This window comes from Eximiradius proteiniborus (assembly GCF_058546985.1).
Map to the genome: position 1 here is coordinate 1,498,103 of NZ_CM178592.1, position 25,050 is coordinate 1,523,152.

A 25,050-nucleotide genomic window follows, 5' to 3' on the forward strand; every position below is an offset into this window, starting at 1 on the left:
TTACAAATCTACAATAATGCATAAAGGAAAGGTTGCCCCCCGAGGGGCAACCTTTAGAACAAACCGGGCAATATTATTTTTTCAAGAGTTCAGCAATATGCTTTTCGATACTTTCGGGAGTGGTCTGCGGAGCAAATCTATCAACGACATCCCCGTTTTGATTAACTAAAAATTTTGTGAAATTCCATTTTATTTCATCGTTGATAAAGCCTTTTGCGTTGGCTTTCAAGAATTTATAGAGAGGGTGTGCGTTTTCGCCATTTACTTCAATTTTGTCGAATATCTGAAACGAAACACCATAATTTGCAGAACAAAACGAAGCTATTTCCTCGTTTGTGCCCGGTTCCTGACCACCAAACTGGTTGCACGGAAAAGCAAGTATTTCTAAACCAGAATCTTTGTATTTGCGGTAGAGTTCTTCCAATCCTTTGTATTGAGGAGTAAAGCCGCATTTGCTTGCAACATTAACAATAAGCAGAACTTTGCCTTTGTAATCGGCAATAGATTTTTCTTTGCCATCGATAGTTTTTGCAGAAAAATCATATATGGAACCCATATTTCCTCCGTTAGACTGAGAACTACAATTAATATTAGCAAAAGCAAAAATGAGTAGTAAAATTAAGTATTTTAGCATTTTTTCCGCCTTTAATTAAACTAAAATTATTTTTAGTTTAAACGAAACCGCTGGTAAAATATTGTTTGCCTTGAAGTTTGAAAATAAATAAAAGCAAAATAATAAATAAGCGAGAAACAAAGGTGAAATCAAAAACAATAAATATAAATTCATTGTTTAGCCGATACAACGCAAAATAAAGACAAAATTTTAATAAATCGTGAAAAATGAAAACAAATAATCAAAATTTCTTTTATTTTTGTAATACTTACTTAATTTTTTGGTAAAATAATATTAATAGGAAAAGTTATGAATATTTTAGTTCTCAACTGCGGTAGTTCCTCATTAAAATTTCAAATAATTGATACCGATTTAGAAAAAATCGAGAAAAATGAAGACCGTGAGCTTGCACGCGGGCTATTAGAAAGAATTGGTTCGGAAGCATTGATTTCCCTGAAAGTAGAAGGCAAATCAACTATTAAAACGACGGCAGCAATTCGCGACCATAAGGCTGCAATTCAATATATTATCAAATGGGTTACAAATCCCGATACAGGAATACCCGGAATTAATTCACTCGAAGATATTCACGCAATAGGGCATCGCACTGTTCACGGAGGCGAAGAGTTCAAGAGTTCGGTGCGTATCGACAATGATGTAATTGCAAAGATGGAAGATAATATTGAGCTTGCACCACTGCATAATCCGGCAAACCTGAAAGGTATTTATGCAGCAAGAGAAGTATTCGGACCGAGTGTGCCTCAGGTTGCAATTTTCGACACAGCATTTCATTCGACTATGCCGGAAACAGCATATTTGTATGCTATTCCATATCAATATTATCGTCGGTATAAAATTCGTAAATACGGATTTCACGGCACTTCGCACAGATACATTGCATATCGCTATCGTGTATTGACAGGCAAAACAAAAGACGACACAAACATCATCACTTTACATTTGGGCAATGGCTCGTCTGCTTGTGCAATCAAGCACGGCAAATCAATCGACACATCGATGGGATTTACTCCACTCGAAGGGCTAATGATGGGAACGCGCTGCGGCGATATAGACCCAACAATAATTGATTTCCTGCATCACAAAGAAGGTTCCTCAATTGATGAAATATTCAATATGCTGAATAAGCGTTCGGGGCTTTTGGGAATTTCCGGGCTAACAAATGATATGCGCGACCTCGAAGTAGAAATCACTGAACATCAGGACAGACGCGCTCAGCTTGCAATCGATATGTTCTGTTCCCGAATTGTTAAGTATGTAGGTGCATATCTTACAGCAATGAACGGAGCAGATGCAATTTGCTTCTCTGCCGGAATTGGCGAAAACGCTCCGGATGTTCGTGCAAAAGTATGCGAACACTTAGAATTTTTAGGCGTTAAAATTGACAAAAAGCTCAACAACAAGATGATACGTGGCAAAGAAGGCGTCATATCAACTCCGGATAGCAAATTGCAGGTGTATGTTATTCCAACAAACGAAGAATTAGTAATTGCAAGAGACACTTGCCGCGTTGTGTTGAATGCTCCATTGCCATAATTATTTAATAATAAAAAGGATTGTTTGTTATGTCTCAAATTCCATTTATCGAAACAACAAGAAATAAAGCAAAAGCAGTAAACGCATTGGTTGCTTTTCCGGATGCGGAAGACGATCGCACATTGCTTGCCAGCCGCTATTTGCTGGACGAAAAAATTGCCCGTCCGGTGCTTGTAGGAAATGAAAGCAAAATCAAAGCGGTAGCAAACGAAAAAAGCATATCGCTCGAAGGAGTGCAAATTATTGATCCAGCCCAAAGTGAGCTAATCGATGAATTTGCAAACATTTTATATGAAAAGCGTAAAGCAAAAGGAATGACGCTGGAACAAGCCCGCCAAACTGTAACCGATCCATTATATTTTGCCGGCTTATTGCTCGAAACAAACAGAGTGCAAGTAACTGTCGGTGGAAATGTTTCATCCACAGGTGCAGTGCTCAAAGCGGCAATCTATACAGTTGGAGTTGCGGCAGGCATTTCGATTGTGAGCAGTTTCTTTATAATGGCATTCCCCGACAAAATGTATTGCTTCGCTGATTGTGCAGTAAATCCAGACCCAACAGCCGAGCAGCTTGCCGATATTGCAATTAGTTCGGCAAAGAACTATAAAGCAATCACCGGAGAAGAACCAAAAGTTGCATTTCTATCGTTCTCCACAAAAGGAAGTGCCGAGCATCCTTTGGTAGATAAAGTGCGCGCAGCTGTCAAGATTATGCAGGAGAAAGAACCGAATATACCTTCTGATGGGGAATTGCAACTCGACGCAGCAATAGTTCCGGAGATTGGTAAACGTAAAAGCCCGGATTCAGCAGTAGCAGGAAAAGCAAATGTGCTTGTTTTCCCAGACTTAAATGCAGGGAATATCGGTTACAAATTGGTGCAAAGACTTGCCGGAGCCGAAGCCGTTGGTCCGGTTGTGCAAGGTTTGGCAAAACCATATTGCGATCTGTCGCGCGGTTGTTCCGTCGATGATATGGTAACTGTTGCAGCAATATGCTCATTGATGGCATAGAACAATAACAAATAGCATAAAAAAAGGCTGCCACAAATTTTGGGCAGCCTTTTTTATTTATGAAAGAAAAAATCAGTGTATTGTTTCGTTTCCGTTAAGCAGTATTTTCGAGGGCAAAATATTTTCCCAGGGAGATTTAAAAACAAGAGCCATTACGATATATCCGAGCACATTTCTATCGATTTTAGATTCGAACTCACTTGTCAGAATGCGGTCTATGATAAAATCAATCTGGTCGTTGGAAATCAGTCCGAGAGCCTGGTATTGAAGCAGATCGCCAAGAGCCTCAGTAGTAAATAAGTCCTTTTCCATTTCGTTAAGCATACGGAAGGACTGAGTTTCTTCTTCGGTAGAAGTAATTTCGCGATCGACCAACCAGCTGAGAGCAGTAGAAATCTCCACATCAGTATATCCAAGCTTATGCAAGCTTTTGATGTGAGATTCGGTAAGTTTATCATTAGAGTGAAGTTCTTTCACCACAAAAACGATAATTTGCAAAATTCTTTCACTCACTTGTATCTCCCTCCAGATATTTGTTTTCGAGCTTTGTCATATTGTTTCTTTCTATATCAGTAGCATCGTCGTATCCGATAATATGCAAAACGCCGTGAATAGCAAGCCGCGAAAGTTCATTAGTAAGGCTCACATTATATTCTTTTGCCTGCTCACGGGCAACTTCCAGCCCAATGTAGATTTCGCCTGAAAGCGGATTTTCTTCCAAAGGGAAGGAAATTACGTCTGTTTCCCAGTTATGTTTCAAATAACGATTATTTATATCTCTAATATCGTCATTATTCATAAAAACTATAGAAATTTCCGCTTCATTAATTTTTTCGCCTTTTAGAGCGTTCTCCACCGCCCTTCTGATTTTTTTATATTGAAGGCGACTTTGTTCTGTTGTATTTGTAAACTCAATTTTATACATATATTTATAAGACGAAAAAAATGCCGAATTAGTTAAACCATTTTTTCAATAAGCGAAAGTTGCATTGCGGCAAGCAGAACAGCAGGATCGAGTTCGGTTGGGTCACGATGCAACATTTTCTTGTGAATGTTTGAGTAGAACGAGCAAGTATTTCCTTTGCCAACAATCAAGCAAGAAAGAGTTTTCTTTTTAGAGCAAATAAAAATAATTTCGTCGGGCTCGAAAACTACATAACCGGTTAAATTGTGCAGTTCATAATAACCATGGCGAGTTTGAACCGAGACAATAGAGCCTTCTTTATCTTTATCAAAAACTATCGAGTTGTAAAGATTGATAATCATTGGCTTATCTGAAGCATCATTCCGAAGGTTCCAGGTCCAGGAATTTTCGAAGGCTTCGGGCTGCTGTCCCAAAATGTTGGAAATTGTATCTATATCCTGCTCAATAAAACTAAACGCCATAGTATTATTCCAAATTGTATTAGAATATATTTCAAAATAAACTTACAAAGTTAAAATTCAAAGTATTTTTTTACGTCTTAAATCTTAAATTTTGTTTATTGGATACAAAAAAATTAATATTAATGAAAAGAGAAATAATTGACGAAAAGAAACTATTTAGCATTTTAGAACACACCAGCAAACCTGACAAGGTTCAGATAGATGAAATATTGTCGAAAGCATTGGAACTTCAAGGGATTGATCTGGAAGAAACAGCTGCATTGCTAAATATTGACGAACCTGAGCAACTCGAAAAAATTTTTCACACTGCCTACAAAGTAAAAGAAGAAATTTACGGAAGGCGTTTAGTATTGTTCGCTCCGCTTTATACTTCTAACTTTTGTGCAAATAATTGCCTCTACTGTGGTTTTCGCGCAGATAATAAAGAAATCACTCGGCACTCTCTATCTATTGAGCAAATAAAAGAAGAGACACTTGGAATTCTCGAGCAGGGACACAAGCGAATATTAATGCTAATGGGCGAGAACCACAAGGAAAGCTCGCTTGATAAGTTCATAGAAGCGATCGAAGCCGTCTATAGCGTTCGCGATTCGAAAGGTTCGTCTATCAGAAGAATAAACGTTGAAATAGCACCGCTATCCGAAGAAGAGTTTAAGCGTTTCAGCTTAGTTCCAATCGGAACATACACTGTATTTCAGGAAACATACCATCGCGAAACATACAAGAAGATGCATCCGGCTGGCAAGAAAGCAGATTACGAATGGCGTCTGTATGTAATGGATAGGGCACTTGCCAACGGAATGCACGACGTTGGTATTGGAGTATTGTTCGGGCTGTTCGATTATCGATTCGAAGTGCTTTCATTAATAGAACATTCGCGTTATTTAGATAAATACTACGGTGTGGGACCTCACACTATTTCAATTCCTCGAATAAAGCCTGCAAAGAATGCACCTGTTTCGAATAATATACCTTATCCGGTTTCGGATCTTGAACTCAAAAAAGTGGTTGCGTCTCTGCGTCTGTCAGTTCCATATACCGGAATGATATTATCCACGCGCGAACCAGCACAGCTTCGAAGCGAACTGTTTGACCTGGGTATTTCGCAAATTAGTGCCGGCTCGCGGACTGTTCCGGGTGGATACAAGCAGGCATTTTCGTCGTCGAGCGAATACGAAGAAGGGCAGTTTGTGCTGAACGATTGTCGTAGCTCAGGGGAAGTAATAGCTGATGTAATTCGGCACGGATATATTCCATCGTTTTGCACTGCCTGCTATCGTTCGGGGCGGGTTGGAGAAGACTTTATGGATCAGGCAAAGCCCGGGCTGATAAAACTTTATTGCCAACCAAACGGGCTTACAACGCTAAAAGAATATTTAGTCGATTATGCAGATGAGGATACGCGCCGAATTGGCGAGGAACTAATTGAACGCGAAATTCTGCAAATTCCTGATGAACACGTTCGTCAGCTAACACGAGATTATCTGCAGAGAATTGAGCAGGGCGAACGCGATTTATTTTTCTAATTTGGGTGATTATGTCTATTCAAGATATTTTATCGAAAGATACACTTTCAAGGGAAGAAATTGTCCGGTTATTATCTGCTACCCCTGAAGAAATCGAACTGATTCGGAGCAAAGCATACAATACAATGCTCGAATATGTAGGCGACAAGGTATATCTTCGCGGTTTGATTGAATTTTCTAATTACTGTGTAAATGATTGCTACTATTGTGGGATTAGAAAAAGCAACGCCAATACCGAACGTTATTTGTTATCTGTGGAACAAGTAATCGAAGCAGCAAAATTAGCAGCAGAATTTGATTATGGCTCTGTCGTATTGCAATCGGGCGACCGACGCGACGAACAATTTATCGAATACGTGGTTAGTTGCATCAAAGGAATAAAGGACGCAACAAAAAGCGAAAAATATCCCGAAGGACTTGGCATTACACTTTGCGTTGGTGAACAAACAGAAGAAACATATCGAAGATTTTTTGAGGCAGGTGCTCATAGATACCTATTGAGAATAGAAACAACAAACCCCGAATTGTTTTCAAAGATACATCCTCCGCAACAGAAATTAGAGGCTCGGATAGAAGCACTTAACACACTAAAAAAAGTAGGCTTTCAGGTCGGCACAGGAGTAATGATCGGGCTACCGGGACAAACTCTGGATGATCTGGCAAACGATGTGCTTTTCTTCCGCAATATGGATATTGATATGATTGGGATGGGACCATATCTTCCGCACAACGATACCCCAATGGGCAAGCAATACCAGACCACCGAGGAAATCAAGAAATGGCGTTTTGAATTATCGCTCAGAATGATTGCAGTATGCCGGATTGTGTTAAAAGATGTTAATATTGCTTCGACAACAGCACTTCAAACTATTCACCCAACCGGACGCGAGGAAGGGCTTCGCTATGGAGCAAATGTAATTATGCCGCAGATTACACCAACCGAATACCGCAAAAACTATATGCTCTATGAGGACAAACCTTGCGTTTCGGAATTTGCAGCAGAATGCCATAGCTGTATGCAGATGCGAATTGCATCAGTAGGTCGCTCAATAGCATACGGAGTATGGGGCGACCCACTTCATTTTCGCAACAAGCAAAAAAATTAGAATTTCTGCTTTGGTTTAATTTCCTCGAATTCCCCTTTGTCGCGATTTTTCTGGCAGTTGTCCCAGTTGAAATAGCGACCGTTCATAGCAATATAGACGCCGGGAGGAAGTGTTTGGACAAGGGCAATCGCACTGCCTAAATTGAAAAGTCCGTCGGAACTACCGAACTTATATGGTATCATTGCACCAGTGAGCACAATTGTTTTATCTTTCACTTTTTCAGCAATGACGCGGGCAGTTTCGACCATTGTGTCGGTGCCGTGAGTAATTATTATTTTACTTTCTTCAGTTTTCAAGCAGTTCGAAGCAATTAGTTCGCGGTCGGCATCTGTCATATCGATGCTGTCCATCATCATCAAAGTCCTCACTTCGATTGGGACGCGGGCACGACCTAATTTCAGCATCTCATTAATATGAGTATCTTTGAAAAACAGAGTTCCATTGAGCTCGTTATATTCTTTGTCGAAAGTTCCACCAGTTACAAATATTCTGATTGCCATAATTATCTTAGATTTATTACAACAAATAAACTCAAAATTAACAAAAATATAAGTGTAGAAAAAAGTATAAAAAAAATTTATGAAGAATGTTCTCAAAATACCATAAATATTAGTCGCTTAAAGTGCCAATAAAATGAATTTTATATGTGATAGAATTATAATAATTTTGTATTGATAAATATAAAAATTGAGATATGAAAGAGAAACAAACCCCGCTAATGCGGCAATATAATCAAATTAAAGAGCGTTACCCTGATACAATATTACTATTTCGGTTGGGAGACTTCTACGAGACTTTCAACGAGGATGCCCAAATCACATCGAAAGTATGTGGAATTGCACTAACAAAGAGGAACAACGGAGCGGGCGCCGATATGCCACTTGCGGGCTTCCCTTATCATCAACTTGATAATTACTTGCCTAAGCTTGTTCGGGCAGGCTATCGAGTGGCTGTATGCGAGCAACTCGAAGACCCAAAGCTTGCGCGTGGGATTGTAAAACGTGATGTAGTTGAAGTTGTTACTCCGGGAGTTGCGTTATACGAAAAAGTATTAGATTCGGGGAAGAACAATTATGTAGCTTCAATTTATCTTTCGCAGGACAGAAAACGAAATAATACAATTGGGTTTGCAGCGATAGATATTTCGACGGGCGATTTTTTCACGACAGAAATTGCACTTTCGCAGCTGATAGATTTGCTCGAGGGGATTGTGCCTTCGGAGATAATTATAGCGAAAGTTCAAATGGGCTTCTTTCTTGAAACATTAGGCAAATTGAGTTATAAGCCATCGATAACAAAGCTCGAAGATTGGTTTTTCGATTATGAATTTGCAAGCAAATTAATTTTAGATACATTTGCAACGAGAAGCTTAAAAGGCTTTGGAATAGACGAATTGCCGGACGGAATTGTGGCGTGCGGGGCTGTGCTTCACTATGTAAAAACGATGCAAAACGGGAACATTGGGCACTTGCAGGGAATTCGCCACTACAACCCAACCAATTATATGATGCTTGATGCAGCAACGCGCCGGAATTTAGAAATCACGTATTCTTTTGCTGGAACGCAAGATGGTGCTTTGCTCAGAGTATTGGATAAAACTTCGACCGCAGCAGGCAGCAGATTGCTTAAACGCTGGGTTACTCACCCACTGAAAGCAATTAACCAGATTAATTATCGGTTGTCTGCTGTCGAAGAGTTTTTCAATAATCAGGAAACAAGCATATTGCTTCGAAGAAAGCTTGGCGAAACAGCAGATTTGGAACGTCTTTCGGCAAAAGTTGCCACCGGCAGAGCAAATCCAAGAGACGCTGTCGCTATCCGCAACACTTTAAAAATTATTCCTGAATTAAAGGAAATATTGAGCGAATTTGCTTCACCGCTTATCAACGAAATAAATAATTCACTTGAAACTTTAGACGGTCTGCTTGATTTTCTGGAAAGTGCATTATTGGACGAACCATCGGTAAATTTTGGGAATGGCAATATTTTTCGGGAAGGATTTTTCACGGAACTCGATGATTATGTAAACGCAAAATTTTCAGCAAAAAAATGGATTTCGGACTTTCAGGAAGCAGAACGCGAGCGCACAGGAATACCATCATTAAAGGTTAGTTTCAACAATGTGTTCGGCTACTACATTGAAATCACTCATACTCACAAAGATAAAGTGCCTAAGGATTACGAACGCAAGCAAACTCTGACTAATGCCGAACGCTACACCACACCTATTTTAAAGGACTTCGAAAATAAAATTCTCTCGGCAGAGGAAAAAATTATCGAGCTCGAACAGCGGCTATTTGCCGAATTGCGATTAAAGATTTATGCAGAATTGTCCAAATTGCAGAAAAATGCCGAAAATCTTGCAACACTCGATTGTTTGCTTTCGTTTTCGACTGTCGCAAGGGAAAACAACTACACCCGTCCAGAGATAGACACCAGCGAAATACTCGAAATCGAAGACGGGAGACATCCGGTTGTTGAGAAAATGCTTCCGACAGGCGAAAGTTTCGTTCCAAATTCAACAAAAATGAACACTTCGGACAATATGATACATATTATCACAGGTCCGAATATGAGTGGTAAATCGTGTTATTTGCGACAGGTTGGATTAATTGTTTTGCTTGGGCAAATGGGTTCTTTTGTCCCGGCAAAGAAGGCAAAATTCGGAACTGTGGATAGAATTTTCACGCGAGTTGGTGCTCAGGACAACATTACAAGTGGTGAAAGCACATTTTTAGTTGAAATGCAGGAAGCGGCAAATATAATAAATAATGCAACCCGTCGCAGTCTGATATTATTAGACGAAGTGGGACGCGGGACAGCAACTTTCGACGGAATTTCGATTGCCTGGGCAATTGCCGAATACATTCATAATGATATTAAAGCTAAAACACTTTTTGCAACGCACTACCACGAACTTAACGATATGACACAACGCTATCAAGGAATAAAAAATTACCGGGTAGAAGTAATCGAAACCGAAGGAAATGTTGTATTCACCCACAAAGTATCAAGCGGAGGAAGCGACCATTCATTTGGAATACACGTGGCAAAAATGGCAGGACTTCCCTCAAAAATTATTGACCGGGCAAATGAAATTATGAAACTTTTCGAGGGAGATACAAACGAACCACAAAGCGAACATAAACCAGATATAAGCCGAATAAAAACACGCCAGAAAGGACAACCTTATCATCAACTTTCGATTTTCGAGTTTAAGGACGACGCTTTGCGTGAGAAAATTAACACAATCGACGTTGATAACATCACACCAATTGAAGCACTTAAAATTCTTAGTGATTTGAAAAAAGAAATAAAGTAAAACTAATTTTCGTTTAATTCGTAATTCAAGTGTAATTTTTTCTATGTTATACGTGTTTTTTTATCGATGAGAGTAACGATATTTACCATATTAATAGTTTTTTGCTTTCAGTCTGCACAAAGTTACTGGGAAGAAGTTACCAATATGCCAAATTTTTACAGGCAAAGCTACTGGTTAGATGTATATTTTTTGGAAAGCAATCCACAATATGGCTGGGCGTGCGGATACGAAGGGAAAGTGATTCGCACTACTGATGGTGGGCAAACCTGGCAAGGAACGCAAATTCCGGAAATAAATCAAATTGAAAGCATACATTTTGCTTCTCCGTTGATAGGATATTGCTCGGGGGAAGGAAAAATATTCAAGTCGATAAATGGTGGGGCAAGCTGGATGGATATTTCGCCGCGTGCCGATGATGTATTGCTATGGGGAACGTATTTTGTAGATGAAAATTTAGGTTTTGTGCTTGGCGGAAATTGTGTGGGCTATCAGAGATTTTTCAAAACAACAAATGGCGGACAAGATTGGGAATCATATGATTTCTTTTATTCAAATACAAAGCTCGCAGATTGCATTGTATATCCAAATGGAACAGGATATGCAGTAAGCAGTGGATTAATCTGGCGAACAACAAACACAGGCAATAGCTGGGCAGTATTCAGCAGAACAGGTGGATTGGACTGGCACGAAGAAATCACACACAAAGGAAGAACTTTTCTTATCCCCTATTCCCTATCCTGCGATGGGACAACAACAAACCGAGGCGGTATCCGCTTTTCTACGAATATGGGAAGCACCTGGAGAGATTATGTTACAAAAGGCTCAATGTATGGCTCTTTCCTGCTGGATAGTCTGCGAGGCTGGGCTTGTGGGTTGAACCGTGAAGTATATTATACATCTGATGGCGGAAAAACCTGGGAGTTGCGAAATTGCGGAATTCCGGCCGGGAAAAATCTCGATGATATTTGGTTTGTAGATGATACAACAGGCTGGCTTGCCGGCGAAGGACTATACCGATTGCGTAGAAGTTCAATAGCTCAGCCGACTATAGTTTTGCTTGGGCAAAATGAAATTTGTCAGGGCGATACAGTTGAACTTTTAGTAGAGGGCAACTATAAAGTCATCCGATGGTCTACCGGCGAGACATCGAAATCAATAAAAGTTTATAAGAGCGGACGATATAGTGTGTATGTAGAAAATTCTGAATGTGAATATGCATATTCCGGTGAAATTGAAATAAAAGTTCGGCAAGCCGATAAAATTGTTCTGCAACCGAGCAAATCGATGCCTTGCGATGGAGACACTGTTTTGCTAAAAGTTGTTTCCAATCATTCAAACATTAGTTGGAGCAACGGAGCAAGTGGGAACGAGATAAAATTAACCAAAAGCGAAAAAATCAGGGTTACAGCTGAGGATGCATTTGGATGTATCGATTCATTAGATTACACAATAGTTTTCAATCCATTGCCAGAACCGAAAATAAATCCGATTGGAAGAACTAATATATGTATTGGCGATAGCGTTTTGCTCCAAGTTGTGCCAAATTTTCCGGTTGTCGAATGGTTCGACGAGCACGGCAAGCAAGTTGCCTTTGGGCAGTATTTAAAAGTTGGCGAAAGCGGAAAATTCCGTGCGGCGGTGGTGGACAAAAACGGCTGTAGTGGAGTTTCGGATGCAGTAGAGGTTATAGTTCGTAACGAAACGAACAGATTGTCTGTACTGATGCCGGGTAAAGAATTTTTTGTCGATAGTGTGCATTATCCAAATTTGTCCTGCTCAAAAATCAAAGTGAAAAATATAAGTCAGTTAAATTACACAATTGACAACCCGTATTTATTCTATAAGCTTTCTTTTTCTATTCCCCAAAGCCAATTGCCAATAAACATAGCAGCGGGAGAAGAAAAAGAAATATCGGTTTGCTATTCGCCACGTTCGCTGAATTTTGAACGAGATACTTTAATTATTGAAGATGTATGCAACGATCACATAATACCGCTTGTGGCGTATTCGTTGCCAAATAAATATTTTGGGAATACTCGTTGCGATGCAAGATTGCTTCTTGAAACAGTAAAAATTAATTCCGGAAATAATTTTGTTGTTGCTTCGGCATATCCAAATCCTGCTTCGAAAGTTGTATATATTCCCTATTCGAAAGTGAAGTCCGCACCGATTCTGAACACTGATGTATTTGACTTGCTTGGCAACCAACTTACTTCAGGCAAAGCAATTATTACAGAACAGTTGGAAATAGATGGAACTGAGATTGAACAAGGAATTATAGAAATCGACACAAGCGGATTAAACTCTGGTATATATTTTGCTATTATTAAATCGAATACAAAAGCTGAGAAAATAAAATTTATTATAAAACATTAACTTGTTTTTTTAAATAATATTTAATAAATTATGTTTTTATAGTTACTTAGGTATTTCAAACAGAGAAATAAATGAAACCACTGCGTGTAGCGTTTTTATGGCATCAACATCAGCCATATTATAAATGGGAGAATGAATTTATTCTCCCGTGGGTGCGTATGCACGCAGTAAAAGATTATTACGATTTGCCTTACCTGCTAAAATCATTCCCAAAACTTAAACAAACTTTCAATTTCGCTCCTTCTTTGATGTTACAGATTGATGAATATTTAAGCGGAAAAGTCAAAGACAGAGTTCAAATATTATCCGAAAAATCACCATCGGAACTTACAGAAAACGAGAAGAAAGAAATACTGAAGCAATTTTTTGTAATAAACCTTGAAAATTTAATCACTCCACATAAACGGTATTTGGAGCTTTACCAAAAAAAGCAATCAGGCGAAGAGTTTAGCAACGAAGATATTCTTGATTTGCAGGTTTGGTATAATTTAGCGTGGGTAGGCGAGGTATCCAAGCAGGACGAAAAAATACAGAACCTGATTGCAAAAAATCGCAATTTCACCGAAGAAGACAAGCGTTACGTTTTGGACTACCATCTAAAAGTAATGGCAAGAATTGCCCCACTAATGAAGGAATTAATGGAACAAGGGCAAGTAGAGATTTCCTGCTCACCTGAATATCATCCGATATTGCCATTGCTAATTGATTCCCGAAGTGCATTGGAAGCGATGCCGTGGTTAGATATATCAGAATTAGATTTTCGCTATCCGGAAGATGCACGGGCACAAATTGAGCGCGGAATTAATATTTATAAAGAGAAATTTGGGGTCTCCCCTGCTGGTGTGTGGCCCTCGGAGGGCTCACTTTCTGATGCAACTTGCGATATGCTTGCCGGACGCAATATTCTTTGGGCCGCAACTGACGAACAAATGCTCAAAGAAACCGCAGGCAATGGATTTTACGATACATTGAAATTTTTCCCACAGATATACAGAAACGCCGAAAAGAATTTAGAAATACGTCTGCTATTTCGCGACCGCTTCCTGTCGGATAGGATTGGCTTTGTGTATTCAAAATGGGACGCAAAAGAAGCAGCTGATGAATTTTGCTCGCATTTGGACAGTATTCGCAACGAGATTGTGAGGCTCTATGGCGAAGAAGCACTTGATTATGCTGCTGTTACTGTTATTCTGGATGGAGAAAATTGTTGGGAATTTTACAAAAACAACGGAATAGACTTTCTCAACAACTTATTTAATAATCTGAGCAACGAAGAAAAGTATAAAACAATTACTTGTTCGGAAGCAGTTGGAACTTTACACCCCGAACACTCGAAAGCGTTCAGCCACATTCACGCCGGGTCGTGGATAAATGCTAATTTTGGTATCTGGATCGGACACAGAGATGATATAACCGCGTGGAAAATGCTTTCGCGAGCCCGCACAGAAGTGGAATTCCACAAGCAGAGTTTAAAAGCTGAGATTTTGCAGGAAGTAATGAGAGAAATCTATATTGCCGAGGGTTCAGATTGGTTCTGGTGGTATGGTCCCGAGCACAATGCACCGAACAAAGCAGATTTCGATATACTTTTCCGAAGACATCTTCAGAGAATTTACGAACTGATTGGTGAAGAAATTCCAATTAGTTTGCTTTCGCCAATATCGCTTATTGATACATACCAACAGTATATAGCTTCTACAAAGCAGGTTTTCCCGCGCTGCAACGGTAAATCTTCCGAAATGCACGAATGGGAATATTCGGCAAGTTTTAATACTGCTGGTGTTATGACAACAATGCACCAAAGCGGTGAGTTTTTGAAAAGGCTTTATATTGGCAATAATTCAGATGCACTTTTCTTTCGGTTCGAGTTGGAACGGGCTCTCGAAGAAGATGATTTTATTGAATTGCGTCTTGATAACGACTATTATATCTTTATTTTCAGAGATAAAATTGATATAGTGAATAAATCCGATTATTTGTGTTTTCGTAAACTTGCCTTAGGTGAATATATTGATATTGCACTTGATTTTCTGAAAAAGAGCAGGTATAAAATTAATATTACACTCAAAACAAACGCCAAACGCAATATAATTGAATACACGCGGGAATGCCCGATTGTTTATTACTTAGTCTAACGAAATGAAATCAATTCTACGCAAAGAAATTTTAGAGAAATATTCTAAATCAGCCGAGTTTGTTCATAATCATTTTCTCAATAAAATCAATACAGCAATAATTGCAGGAAGTGGCTTTGGGGAGCTTTTTGACAGCAATTCATTGCTCGGAGAAATTTCTTACAGTCAAATTCCAAATTTCCCACAACCCACAGCAAAAGGACACAAAGGCAAACTCTTATTTGTGGAAATCGGGGGGGTGCCGTGTATGGTATTCAGCGGACGGTTTCATTTTTATGAAGGATTTAGCGTTGAAGAAGTTGCCTCGGTATCTGTTTTATCAAGTTTGCTCGGAATAGAGAAGATGATTTATACAAATTCGGCAGGCGGACTAAATCAATTCTACAATGTTGGCGATTGCGTAATTATTCGGGATACAATTAATCTGCTGTACAGAAGCGAGGCTTGCTTATTTCAAAAATACGAGATGAAGCAAGATATTTTTTCAAGGAGTTGGAATGATAAGTTAGCCAAGAACCTTGCAAACAGCAAAATACCATTTCAGGAAGGAATATATTTAAGCACATTAGGACCGACCTATGAAACACCTGCCGAAATTCGTTTTTTCCGGCGCATAGGTGCTGACTGTGCAGGAATGAGCACAATAATTGAAGCAAAAGTTGCCTCACAACTGGGAATTGAAAATCTTGGCATCTCGATAATTACCAACAAGTTAGTTGAAGTAGCAACAAGTTCTCTTTCCCACGAAGAAGTGTTAATCGAAAGTAGCAAGGCTCTTCCGGTTGCAAAACAAATAATTGAAGAAGCCATAAAAATTGATTAATCCAAAATGAAATATTTCTTATTTAATTTAAATTTATCTTTTTTATAAGATATTGTAAAATAAAACACTTAATTTATTGTCAGTTAATTTAATGTAATCTTTAACAGGAATAGCAAATGAAAAAATTTTTACTGTTTATTTTTTTAAGTATAATAATATCCAGCAACTTACGTGCTGCAAAAGAAATAGAAATAAGCAGGGAATTCACCTTGCTTACTTCTCAGCACGCACAAGGCTATCTGAAACCGCTTTTTACAACTCTCGGAGAAAGCTTCAATACAGGCTTGTTTACCAAAGCAGATTACAAAAAGACTTTCACACTTGGGATTGACATTAACATAATGGGTATGTACATACCAAACAGTCAGAAAACATACGACGCCGAACTGCCAGACCTCTACGGAAACACCAACAGCGTTCTCACAGCTGTCAAGAAGGACGGCAAAATAATACACAACGTAAAAGGCAGCTGGCAACAACCAACAATTTATGGAGGACGTTCAACAGCAATATTTGCGGCACCACAGAATCACTTTGCACCTGATTCTTTCTACCGTTCGGTTGCATTTATCGAAGGCAACAACATAAACTTTATGTCCGGTCTGCCGGTTCTGCAAGTGTTTATGGGATTGCCTTCGAGAACGCAGATTCGCGGGCGATTTTTTTCTGTTCCGATAGACGGAACGAATTTCACATATTACACCATAGCGGTAAATCAAAACATTGACAAATTATTCAGTTTATTTGAGGATAATAGCGGCAATTCGCTGGCACTGCATTTTGCGTACCATTCAATGAAGAGGTCGCCCGGATTTGAAATCACTTCGTTTGCAGTAGGAACACATTATAGCTACGAAATTACCGAGAATTTTTATGCAACAGCAGCAATGCAATACGAGGATTTCAGAGGAAAGTTTCGTGCTATAAAAGAGCAGAGCGAAGACTTAGAATTGGTAAATAGTCCTTATCCTGAAATAAGAGAAGCACGCCCATTCAATTTTAATATAGAAAGTTTCACAAAATTCAGGATTGGCGGCGGTCTGTCGTATAAATTATCTGCAATGGAATTCAGCGCTTCGGCATATTATGCTTCGCAACCGGTGCTTTCGGCAGGTTTTTCGCTATATTTGATTGAAACGAAGGAAAAACAGCCACCACCACCGCCACCACCGGCACCAGAACCCGAGCCAATTCCAGAACCAACATTTGCTGAAGATATTAAGTTCGACCAACCGACAATAGACCAGCCCGAAGTCAAAATAGAAGAAAAAAAGACGAAGCTTACTGCCGATATTTCTGCTTATGCAGTTGAAAATGGCACTGAAAAACCTCTGCTAACAATAAAAATGGAAGAAAATATTTCAAAACATATCTCGCCACTGCTGCCAATGGTATTTTTTGACGACAATTCTGCTGAAATTTCCGCACGCTACGAACGAATCACCGCTGATTCAGCTAAACGTATGATTGAGAAAGATATATCCGAAGGCAATGCACTCGATGTGTATCACAGAATTCTCAATATTATTGGAATGAGACTCAGAAAGAACCCTGATGCAATAATTACACTTACTGGGACTAATTCGGGAATTGGAGCAGAACGCAACAACCGTCAGCTTTCGCAAGCACGGGCTGAAAATGTGAAAAAATATTTTGTTGAAGTATGGGGAATTGAACCTAATCGAATTAAAACTGTTGCCCGCAATTTGCCAGAAAAAGCTTCGAACAGCAAGGACCCGGACGGAATTGCCGAAAACCGGCGCGTTGAAATTTCGTCGAACGACTGGGATATAATTGCTCCATCTGTAATTCAAGACACAACCCGATTGATACTGCCTCCGATAATCAGGTTCCGTCCCGAAGTAGCTTCAGATGCAGGAATTGCCGACTGGCGGTTGATTGTAACAGCAAGCACCAGAAAAGTAAAGGAAATATATGGCAGAAGCGAGCAAATTCACTTCGATGACTGGTATGTTCAGGATGACGAAACAGCAAAAGCTTTAATCAAGCATAATATGCAGTTTAATCTATCGGTCAATGATAAAGAAGGCAATCACTATATTACCGATGTAAAAACATTACCCGTCGAATTGAAAACTATAAGCAAGGAAACAGCAAAATCGGGCGATACAATTACAAATGTATATGATTTAATTCTGTTCGATTTCGACAAAGCTACGCTTTCGGACAACAATATGAAAATTATTGATATGATTAAAAAAGAGATGCCGGAAAATTCGATTGTAAAGATTACCGGATATACAGATAGAATGGGCAACGATGATTATAACGAAAAGCTGTCGCTTTCGCGTGCAGTATCTGCAAGCAAAGCACTCGGACGCCCGGACGCCAAAACGATTGGTTCGGGAGAAAAGGTATTGCTTTATAGCAATGATTTGCCCGAAGGACGCTTTTACAGCCGAACTGTAATTATAGAAGTAAAGATACCAGTTAAATAGGAGAGAAAAAAATGAAAAAGTTCGCAATATTATTAGTATTGTTTATGTTAGGCGGCTGCTATCAAAACACAGTGGATAGCTTCAGTTCGTTTAATTTTCAGATGATTGTAAAAATTAATACGGAATATTTAAACAGAGCAGTTCCGAGCCAGTCGCTTGATTTTTCCAATTTAAATAAATATGAAGATTACCATAAAAATAAAGAAAGAATTAAGAAATCGCAATTGCTTCAATTTAACTATTGGATTGATTCGCTTGTATTGGAAAACAATCAGCCATACGACCCAAACAAAGATTTGCTTCAATTAGATTACATTATCTACACACTTGTTTTTGCCCGACCAATAACAGGAAACGTTAATTCCGAAAATCCTAATGATTTCGAGCCCGACCCAACTATTCCGGAATATGAGCTCGGAAGGTTTACAAATGTAAATATTCGGGATTACTACAGGAAGGCACATCAGATAAAAGATATACCCAAAGAGATTTCTGACCAGATATCTGAACATATTCTTAGAAGTCCGTATTTTTACATTAAAACAACTTATGGAAATGTTGCGGGCTCGTTGGACAAATATCATTTTCCATTGATCAAAGCGAATTTTGATTTAAATATTCGCTTCACAGTAGATTTAAAAGAATAGGAATTTGCGGCGTTTTCTTGATTTGCTGATTTCTATTATTTTATAGAAAACATCGGCAGAAACGACCTCGTTACCAAAATTAATTTCGTCAGTCGGGCGGTTGCCGTGAAAATCGGAGCCGCCTGTTTGCAAAATATTGTATTTACGCGCGATAGCTTTATATTTATTTCGTTGTGTAATATTATGCATAGGATGAACAACTTCAATGCCATCGAGACCCGATTTAATAAAATTGTGAAGAGTATTCTCATCAACATAGTTGGCAGGGTGAGCAAGGACGGCAACTCCACCAGCTGAGTGAATAATATTTATCCCTTCGGTTACGGGAAAATTAATTTTAGGTTCGTAGGCAGGAGCATCATCGCCGATGAATTTGCTGAATGCATCGTAAAAGTTTTCGGCATAGCCGGCAGAGGTAATGGCTTTTGCAATGTGGGGCCGGGCAATTGGGGCATCTCCGGCAATTTCCAGAATATCGTCGAAATTAATATTAACTCCGAGCCCAATCAATTTGTTGTGCATATTTTTTGCACGGATAATTCTGATGTCTCTAAATTTGTTAATATGCTTGGAGAGTTCCTTGTTCTCTATATCAAAATTATATCCGAGCAAGTGATATTCACGTTGATTTTCGGAGCAACTCAGTTCAATTCCGGAGATAATTTCGATTTGCTTAGTTAATTCGCTTTGGAGGGCAATTTTATAACCGTCGATATTATCGTGGTCAGTAATGCTGATGTGAGTAATTTTTTGCTCAATGGCTTTTGCAAGCAATTCACGTGGAGATAGAATTCCGTCAGAACAATTTGTATGAACGTGTAAATCAGCAATTTTTTTCATTATCGGAACAAATTCTAAACAAAAATGTAGAGACGATTATCGGACAATAAAGTTTTTTCGAAAAAAAATGATTTTTTATTATTTTTATCTTTTATAATTCATTTTTTTTTTTAAATTGTTATGAACAAAGAATAAATTATATGTGAAAAATCAAATTTGTAATAATTATTACTACAATAGTAGAACGATTTTTTTTAAATAAAGTTGTTTATTAAAGGAGTTGAACTCTAATGTCAAAAGCACAATTTTCAACAAGAGCCAAGAAGTTCAAAATTGGGATGCCACATATTGTAGTATGGGGCGCTATGGTACTTGCTTTTTTCTTGCTATTCCAATTTAAATTAATTCCAGTTGGTATATCGCAATTTGTTGTGAAACTATTCGAGCCGAGCGGCGACCAACGTGAAAAAATCGGTTTCGTAAAATTTGATGGCTTGGTATGGGCTTCTACATCGCTCGATAACGAAGCAAAATTACAAGGCAAGCAAGTAGAAATTTCACGCGAAGTAATTAACAGAGAATACATATTCGACTTTACTTTCAAAGCAAGAACAGAAAAAGAACACGGATATGTAAAAAGTTCAACTGAATTTTATGCAAAATCGCCATTGCTTGGAGAAAATGCAATTATCTTGGAGCCGTGGGTAGCATTTTGGTTCTTGTCCTTGATATTTTCACTTGTATTAGCATCGCTGATTTCGATGTTTATGCCATCAAGCATCGGGCTTATGGCAGTATTGTTCGATAGACAAATAGATGCGACAAAGGTAAAATTGCGTTTGCAAACAGGATTTAGCGATGATATTATCGAGCTTCTTATTATGCCGGATGATAAATTAAGAGAAAAAGAACTGAATGAAGTGCGTGCTGCTTTCAGAACTATTTGGGAAAGAACAGTTACCGACGAAGGTTCATCACCATATCAAAGCACACGTTTTGAAGATGTTTTTGACGAAGATACTGATATTGTGTTCTTCCGCAATGAAGCTATATACACAAGAATTAAAGAATACTTCTCTGATTTCGTATTGAAAGAAATTATCGATACAAAGAATGGCTTGATTTGGAGAAGAAATCGTTCTCATTTCTTGCACGGCTTGCGTTTATATATGTCGCACCACTTTACAGAAAAATATGCAAACTTTGTTACAGGTCTTGCTTATGGTGGTGCTGCATTGCTTATCGTTGCAGTAGGTATTCGTGGTTTGAAGTTTATCCCTGCATCACGTCCTTCGATAATCTTGTTGGCAATTATCCTTGAATTTACGATGCTTTCATTATTGGCGTTCACTCTTATTTATACAGAAGAAGAAGAACGTATGGACAAGATGCTCAAGAAAATGGAAGATGCAAACCGCAGTCAGCTCGATGCATTGCGTAGCCAACAAGCCGATATTCATCAGCTTACAAACGCTTTGGTTGGTCAGACTTCTGAAATTATTCGCAACCGTGTAGAAAAATCAATTCAAGAGTTTGTTACAAGTGGCGACCATATCCAAAAAATGATTGCCGAACAAATTGCCCGGAATATTCTCATCGGCTTGCGCGAAAACGAACCAAAGAAATAGTGTTTTCAAAACGACTTTTGCAAAGAGGTTGTCTTTCTCGGGAAGGCAACCTCTTTTTTGTTTAATTACAGATTTTCAGAAAGAAAAAGTATAAAAAATAATACTTAAATAAGAATAAAATCAGTATTAATATTTCTATTTTTTAAGTTTATTATATTTAATATTTTTTGTATATTTTGAACTCATAAATTTATATTTATTAATTAATTTTAATTGATTTAACCGGTAAGTCTTATGGATAAACACACAGAAATGTCGAAAATACGTCAAAAAGCAGAAAAATTATTAAGTAAAAGTGGTCCCATACTCGACGAAAACGAATTGCAAAGCATAAAAGATGCATTCTATGAAATTCAAGTTTATCAATATGAGCTTGAATTACAAAATCAGGAACTTATGCGAACACGTTCTGAACTTGAAGTATTAATAGATAAATATAGCCGGCTATATAATAATTCGCCAACAGGATATTTTACTCTGAACAGCGATGGGTTTATTCTTGAAGCAAACAACCCTGCAATAAAGATGCTTAATGAAAATAAAATCACTATTGCTTACAAGCCTTTCACTAAATATGTTCACAAAGACTATGTGAAAATTTTTGAAAAGCATCTTGAGCAACTTACCGAAAAAATCACAAAAGATAGTTGCGAACTACTGCTTACTCGTCCGAACGGGGAAACTTTTTTCGGTCGGCTGGAAAGTATATCATTCAGAAATCCTGTGAATAATTCCATTCAAATACATACAAACCTGATTGATATTACACGTGAAAAACGTATTCAGGATGAACTGGTAAAGAATAAAGAATTTTTACAAACAATAATTGATGCTATTCCAGACCCACTATTTGTAAAGAACAACAAATCTGAGTATATACTTTTGAACAAAGCACTTACAAAATTCATCGGCAAAGAATACGACGAGATTATTGGAAAAACTGATACAGACATTTTTCCCAAAGACCTTGCAGAAGATTATTTACTTTCGGACAAGGCTGTATTGGGAAAGGAAACAGAGTATATTTACGAAACAGGATTTGTTGATAATTCCGGCAATCCACACGTTCTATTTGTAAAGAAAGCATCGTTTGATACAAAAGATGGAAATTATGTCGTTGGAGTTGTTCGGGATATAACTGAACTAAAGAAGATGCAGGAAGAAATTGCTTCTCATCGCGACCAACTTTCGATAGAGGTTGAGCAAGCAACTAAAAACTTACTGTTAATAAACAAAGATCTCGAAGACGAAATTGAAGAAAGAAAGATGATAGAAGCAAATTTGGAAAAAGAGCGCCTTTTGTTGAATTCATTAATTGATGCCATACCAGATTTGATTTTCATAAAAGATTACGAATATCGCTACACAATGGTTAATAAAGCATTCGAACGTTTCACAAATCTAAATCAAAATCAGATACTAAATAAAACAGATTCTGAATTGTTCGACGAATACACTGCAAACGGACTTTTCGATAAAGATAAATTTGTGATGCAATCGAACCAGCCAGCAAGATACGAATATTGGTTCCAGAAAAAAAACGGAGAACAATTAATTTACGATATTTACAAAATTCCATTTATCGACAAAAACGCCAATATATTAGGACTTGTCGGCATTATGCGGGATATTACGCAGTCAAAACGCGCTCAATTGGAAACTGCAAAAGAAGACAGGATTTTCAAAGCAATTGCTGAAATATCCACAGCACTGCTCGAAAATTATTCATTCAGAAACATATTACAGCAAATTGTTGTTACCCTTGGCGAAGTTGTTGAAGTTGATCGGGCATATATTTACGAAAAATATTACCAGGCAGAAACAAATCGGGAACTCTTTAGGTTAACATACGAATATTTCGCCAAAAACCTCCAATCACAGATGCATTTGACTGAGTTGCAAGCTTTATCTATTGAGGAGAAGATACCTTCAATTGTTAAACCGCTTTGTTTGAAACAACCTATAAATGTAATTGTATCCCAATTGCCTGAAAATGAACAGAATATGCTAATCGAACACGACGTCCAATCTTTTTTGATTATCCCGATTGTAGTAAAAGAGAAGCTTTGGGGATTTATTGGCTTTGATAGCGTTGAATATGAACGTGATTGGACTGTAAAAGAAATATCGATATTATCAATAGCAGCAAATGCAATTGGTTCAGCAATAGAACGGGACGAAGATATAGAATTAATCCGCCAAACAAGCGAGGCAGCCGTTGCCGCAAACAAGGCAAAAAGCGAATTTTTAGCTAACATGAGCCACGAAATACGCACTCCGATGAATGCTATTCTTGGTTTCTCTGAATTGTTAAAAGAAGAATTAGGCGATAATCCAAAATATTCCGATTTTATTACAGGTATCACCAACAGCGGGAAAAATCTTCTTGAACTGATCAACGATATTTTAGACCTTTCCAAGATAGAAGCCGGGAAGATGGAAATTAAATACGAAGCAGTTAATTTAAGAGACATTATCGATGAAATCCGGGATATTTTCTCAATCAAAACAACCGAAAAAGGTTTAGCTTTCGACATTATCTACGATGAGAAACTGCCAAAATCCTTAATATTAGATTCGACAAGAGTTCGTCAGATATTATTCAACCTTGTTGGAAATGCAGTAAAATTTACAGAAAAAGGGCAAATTCGTGTTGTGGTAAACACCAAGGATCCAGACAAAGAAGGCAGTAAAATTGATATTGTCCTCAAAGTGCAGGATACAGGAATTGGAATAGAAAAATCTCAGCAAGAAATAATTTTTGAAGCATTCCAGCAGAAGGAAGGTCAGAGCACCCGAAAATACGGAGGCACAGGGCTGGGACTATCGATTACCAAACGGCTAACAGAAATGATGGGCGGAAAAATATTTCTTGATAGTTCACCGGGAATTGGCTCTACTTTCACTGTTGAGCTTTATGGAGTGCGTATTGCCGCCGGAATGAATATTAAAAAGGAAAGCAAAATCGTCCAGAATATCAAGTATAACTTTGAGGGTGGCAAAATTCTATTGGTGGAAGATGTGGATACAAATCGACAGGTAATCGAATACTACTTAAAACCATATAATTTTAAGATTGTCGAAGCAATAAACGGACAAGAAGCGATTGAAATATTAGAGAAGTTCACACCTGATATTATTTTTATGGACTTGCATATGCCCGTTATGGATGGATATACTGCAAGGAAAATAATTAAAAGCAATCCATCGACAAGCCATATTCCAATTATCGCGCTAACCGCCTCTGCTATTAAAGAAGAAGTTGATGAAATTTTAGAAATATTTGATGGATATTTAAGGAAACCGGTTACCAAACAGCAACTGCTGAACGAACTTGCTCGATTTTTGAAACATTCTGAGGAAGAAAAACCCCAGGAAAACGACAATATTGTTTCTTATCCATCTATGGACGACATAATAAACGAAATCACTGATGAAATGATTAAGGATTTCACAGAGAATATTTTGCCGGATTTTCAGATTGTGAAAAAATCTTTATATATTAGTAAAATTAAGAGCTTTGCCGAAAAACTATTGAGCTTTGGGAAGAAACATAATTATCCAAAGGCAATTGAATTTGCTAATGAGTTGATAAAACAAGCGAATGCATTCAAAATTGAGCGAATTATACAAATTTTAAACGACTTTAATGTAATAATAAATAATATAAATAAGCAATAGAAAA

General features: G+C 38.1%; 18 protein-coding genes. 12 read left to right on the top strand and 6 right to left on the bottom strand.

Going from position 1 to position 25,050, the window contains the following annotated elements:
• Positions 1-73: 73 nt before the first annotated feature.
• The gene (locus tag ACY2LT_RS06205; protein WP_491816783.1) at positions 74-556 is read right to left on the bottom strand and encodes a glutathione peroxidase; all 483 of its coding nucleotides are present in this window, start codon (positions 554-556) and stop codon (positions 74-76) included.
• 366 nt (positions 557-922) lie between these two features.
• Between ACY2LT_RS06205 and ACY2LT_RS06210 the strand changes: the two genes are divergently transcribed.
• Positions 923-2,167 (top strand): acetate kinase, encoded by a 1,245-nt coding sequence (locus ACY2LT_RS06210; protein WP_491814551.1) that lies wholly within the window; start codon positions 923-925, stop codon positions 2,165-2,167.
• A gap of 29 nt (positions 2,168-2,196) precedes the next feature.
• A complete protein-coding gene (pta, locus tag ACY2LT_RS06215) occupies positions 2,197-3,177 on the top strand; it encodes a phosphate acetyltransferase (RefSeq protein WP_491814553.1) in 981 nt (326 codons plus the stop codon).
• Between the two features lie 72 nt (positions 3,178-3,249).
• Here pta and ACY2LT_RS06220 read toward each other — a convergent pair whose 3' ends face one another.
• The 3 genes from ACY2LT_RS06220 to ACY2LT_RS06230 are packed head-to-tail and all read right to left on the bottom strand — an operon-like array spanning position 3,250 to position 4,563.
• Positions 3,250-3,690: a DUF494 family protein gene (locus tag ACY2LT_RS06220; RefSeq protein ID WP_491814555.1), complete on the bottom strand. Its 441-nt coding sequence runs from the start codon at positions 3,688-3,690 to the stop codon at positions 3,250-3,252.
• Positions 3,683-4,102, bottom strand: a complete 420-nt coding sequence (gene ybeY / locus ACY2LT_RS06225; RefSeq protein ID WP_491814557.1) for an rRNA maturation RNase YbeY — start codon at positions 4,100-4,102, stop codon at positions 3,683-3,685. Before ybeY ends, ACY2LT_RS06220 begins: the two co-directional genes overlap by 8 nt.
• Before the next feature lie 32 nt (positions 4,103-4,134).
• On the bottom strand, positions 4,135-4,563 hold the full coding sequence (locus ACY2LT_RS06230) for a hypothetical protein (protein ID WP_491814559.1): 429 nt from the start codon (positions 4,561-4,563) through the stop codon (positions 4,135-4,137).
• A gap of 122 nt (positions 4,564-4,685) precedes the next feature.
• Here ACY2LT_RS06230 and hydG point away from each other — a divergent pair, with 122 nt between their 5' ends.
• Positions 4,686-6,089, top strand: a complete 1,404-nt coding sequence (hydG, locus tag ACY2LT_RS06235; protein WP_491814561.1) for a [FeFe] hydrogenase H-cluster radical SAM maturase HydG — start codon at positions 4,686-4,688, stop codon at positions 6,087-6,089.
• Positions 6,090-6,100: 11 nt separating this feature from the next.
• Positions 6,101-7,195 (top strand): [FeFe] hydrogenase H-cluster radical SAM maturase HydE, encoded by a 1,095-nt coding sequence (gene hydE / locus ACY2LT_RS06240; protein ID WP_491814563.1) that lies wholly within the window; start codon positions 6,101-6,103, stop codon positions 7,193-7,195.
• On the opposite strand, the gene ACY2LT_RS06245 is transcribed toward hydE, so the two are convergent.
• Positions 7,192-7,695, bottom strand: a complete 504-nt coding sequence (locus ACY2LT_RS06245) for an asparaginase domain-containing protein (RefSeq protein WP_491814565.1) — start codon at positions 7,693-7,695, stop codon at positions 7,192-7,194. The genes hydE and ACY2LT_RS06245 overlap by 4 nt on opposite strands.
• Before the next feature lie 194 nt (positions 7,696-7,889).
• Here ACY2LT_RS06245 and mutS point away from each other — a divergent pair, with 194 nt between their 5' ends.
• From mutS to ACY2LT_RS06275, 6 genes are all read left to right on the top strand, one after another.
• Positions 7,890-10,517 (top strand): DNA mismatch repair protein MutS, encoded by a 2,628-nt coding sequence (gene mutS, locus ACY2LT_RS06250; protein WP_491814567.1) that lies wholly within the window; start codon positions 7,890-7,892, stop codon positions 10,515-10,517.
• Between the two features lie 66 nt (positions 10,518-10,583).
• Complete coding sequence (locus ACY2LT_RS06255) at positions 10,584-12,893, top strand: T9SS type A sorting domain-containing protein (protein WP_491814569.1); 2,310 nt, start codon at positions 10,584-10,586, stop codon at positions 12,891-12,893.
• A 71-nt stretch (positions 12,894-12,964) separates the two neighbouring features.
• Complete coding sequence (locus ACY2LT_RS06260; protein ID WP_491814571.1) at positions 12,965-15,028, top strand: glycoside hydrolase family 57 protein; 2,064 nt, start codon at positions 12,965-12,967, stop codon at positions 15,026-15,028.
• A 4-nt stretch (positions 15,029-15,032) separates the two neighbouring features.
• A complete protein-coding gene (locus tag ACY2LT_RS06265; protein ID WP_491814573.1) occupies positions 15,033-15,851 on the top strand; it encodes a purine-nucleoside phosphorylase in 819 nt (272 codons plus the stop codon).
• 116 nt (positions 15,852-15,967) lie between these two features.
• The gene (locus ACY2LT_RS06270) at positions 15,968-18,310 is read left to right on the top strand and encodes a DUF6588 family protein (protein ID WP_491814575.1); all 2,343 of its coding nucleotides are present in this window, start codon (positions 15,968-15,970) and stop codon (positions 18,308-18,310) included.
• Positions 18,311-18,321: 11 nt separating this feature from the next.
• Entirely contained in the window at positions 18,322-18,957 is a 636-nt protein-coding gene (locus tag ACY2LT_RS06275) for a hypothetical protein (RefSeq protein ID WP_491814577.1), read from the top strand.
• Here ACY2LT_RS06275 and ACY2LT_RS06280 read toward each other — a convergent pair.
• Positions 18,946-19,797: a PHP domain-containing protein gene (locus ACY2LT_RS06280; protein WP_491814579.1), complete on the bottom strand. Its 852-nt coding sequence runs from the start codon at positions 19,795-19,797 to the stop codon at positions 18,946-18,948. The two genes, ACY2LT_RS06275 and ACY2LT_RS06280, sit on opposite strands and share 12 nt — an antisense overlap.
• A gap of 230 nt (positions 19,798-20,027) precedes the next feature.
• Between ACY2LT_RS06280 and ACY2LT_RS06285 the strand changes: the two genes are divergently transcribed.
• Both ACY2LT_RS06285 and ACY2LT_RS06290 read left to right on the top strand, forming a co-directional pair.
• Positions 20,028-21,365 (top strand): hypothetical protein, encoded by a 1,338-nt coding sequence (locus ACY2LT_RS06285; protein WP_491814581.1) that lies wholly within the window; start codon positions 20,028-20,030, stop codon positions 21,363-21,365.
• Positions 21,366-21,599: 234 nt separating this feature from the next.
• Positions 21,600-25,046: a PAS domain-containing hybrid sensor histidine kinase/response regulator gene (locus ACY2LT_RS06290; protein ID WP_491814583.1), complete on the top strand. Its 3,447-nt coding sequence runs from the start codon at positions 21,600-21,602 to the stop codon at positions 25,044-25,046.
• The last annotated feature ends 4 nt before the right edge of the window (positions 25,047-25,050 follow it).

Coding starts and splice junctions, on each gene's coding strand:
- ACY2LT_RS06205 (WP_491816783.1), bottom strand. CDS start 556: ATGGGTTCCATATATGATTTTTCTGCAAAAACTATCGATGGCAAAGAA.
- ACY2LT_RS06210 (WP_491814551.1), top strand. CDS start 923: ATGAATATTTTAGTTCTCAACTGCGGTAGTTCCTCATTAAAATTTCAA.
- pta (WP_491814553.1), top strand. CDS start 2,197: ATGTCTCAAATTCCATTTATCGAAACAACAAGAAATAAAGCAAAAGCA.
- ybeY (WP_491814557.1), bottom strand. CDS start 4,102: ATGTATAAAATTGAGTTTACAAATACAACAGAACAAAGTCGCCTTCAA.
- ACY2LT_RS06230 (WP_491814559.1), bottom strand. CDS start 4,563: ATGGCGTTTAGTTTTATTGAGCAGGATATAGATACAATTTCCAACATT.
- hydG (WP_491814561.1), top strand. CDS start 4,686: ATGAAAAGAGAAATAATTGACGAAAAGAAACTATTTAGCATTTTAGAA.
- hydE (WP_491814563.1), top strand. CDS start 6,101: ATGTCTATTCAAGATATTTTATCGAAAGATACACTTTCAAGGGAAGAA.
- ACY2LT_RS06245 (WP_491814565.1), bottom strand. CDS start 7,695: ATGGCAATCAGAATATTTGTAACTGGTGGAACTTTCGACAAAGAATAT.
- mutS (WP_491814567.1), top strand. CDS start 7,890: ATGAAAGAGAAACAAACCCCGCTAATGCGGCAATATAATCAAATTAAA.
- ACY2LT_RS06255 (WP_491814569.1), top strand. CDS start 10,584: ATGAGAGTAACGATATTTACCATATTAATAGTTTTTTGCTTTCAGTCT.
- ACY2LT_RS06260 (WP_491814571.1), top strand. CDS start 12,965: ATGAAACCACTGCGTGTAGCGTTTTTATGGCATCAACATCAGCCATAT.
- ACY2LT_RS06265 (WP_491814573.1), top strand. CDS start 15,033: ATGAAATCAATTCTACGCAAAGAAATTTTAGAGAAATATTCTAAATCA.
- ACY2LT_RS06270 (WP_491814575.1), top strand. CDS start 15,968: ATGAAAAAATTTTTACTGTTTATTTTTTTAAGTATAATAATATCCAGC.
- ACY2LT_RS06275 (WP_491814577.1), top strand. CDS start 18,322: ATGAAAAAGTTCGCAATATTATTAGTATTGTTTATGTTAGGCGGCTGC.
- ACY2LT_RS06280 (WP_491814579.1), bottom strand. CDS start 19,797: ATGAAAAAAATTGCTGATTTACACGTTCATACAAATTGTTCTGACGGA.
- ACY2LT_RS06285 (WP_491814581.1), top strand. CDS start 20,028: ATGTCAAAAGCACAATTTTCAACAAGAGCCAAGAAGTTCAAAATTGGG.
- ACY2LT_RS06290 (WP_491814583.1), top strand. CDS start 21,600: ATGGATAAACACACAGAAATGTCGAAAATACGTCAAAAAGCAGAAAAA.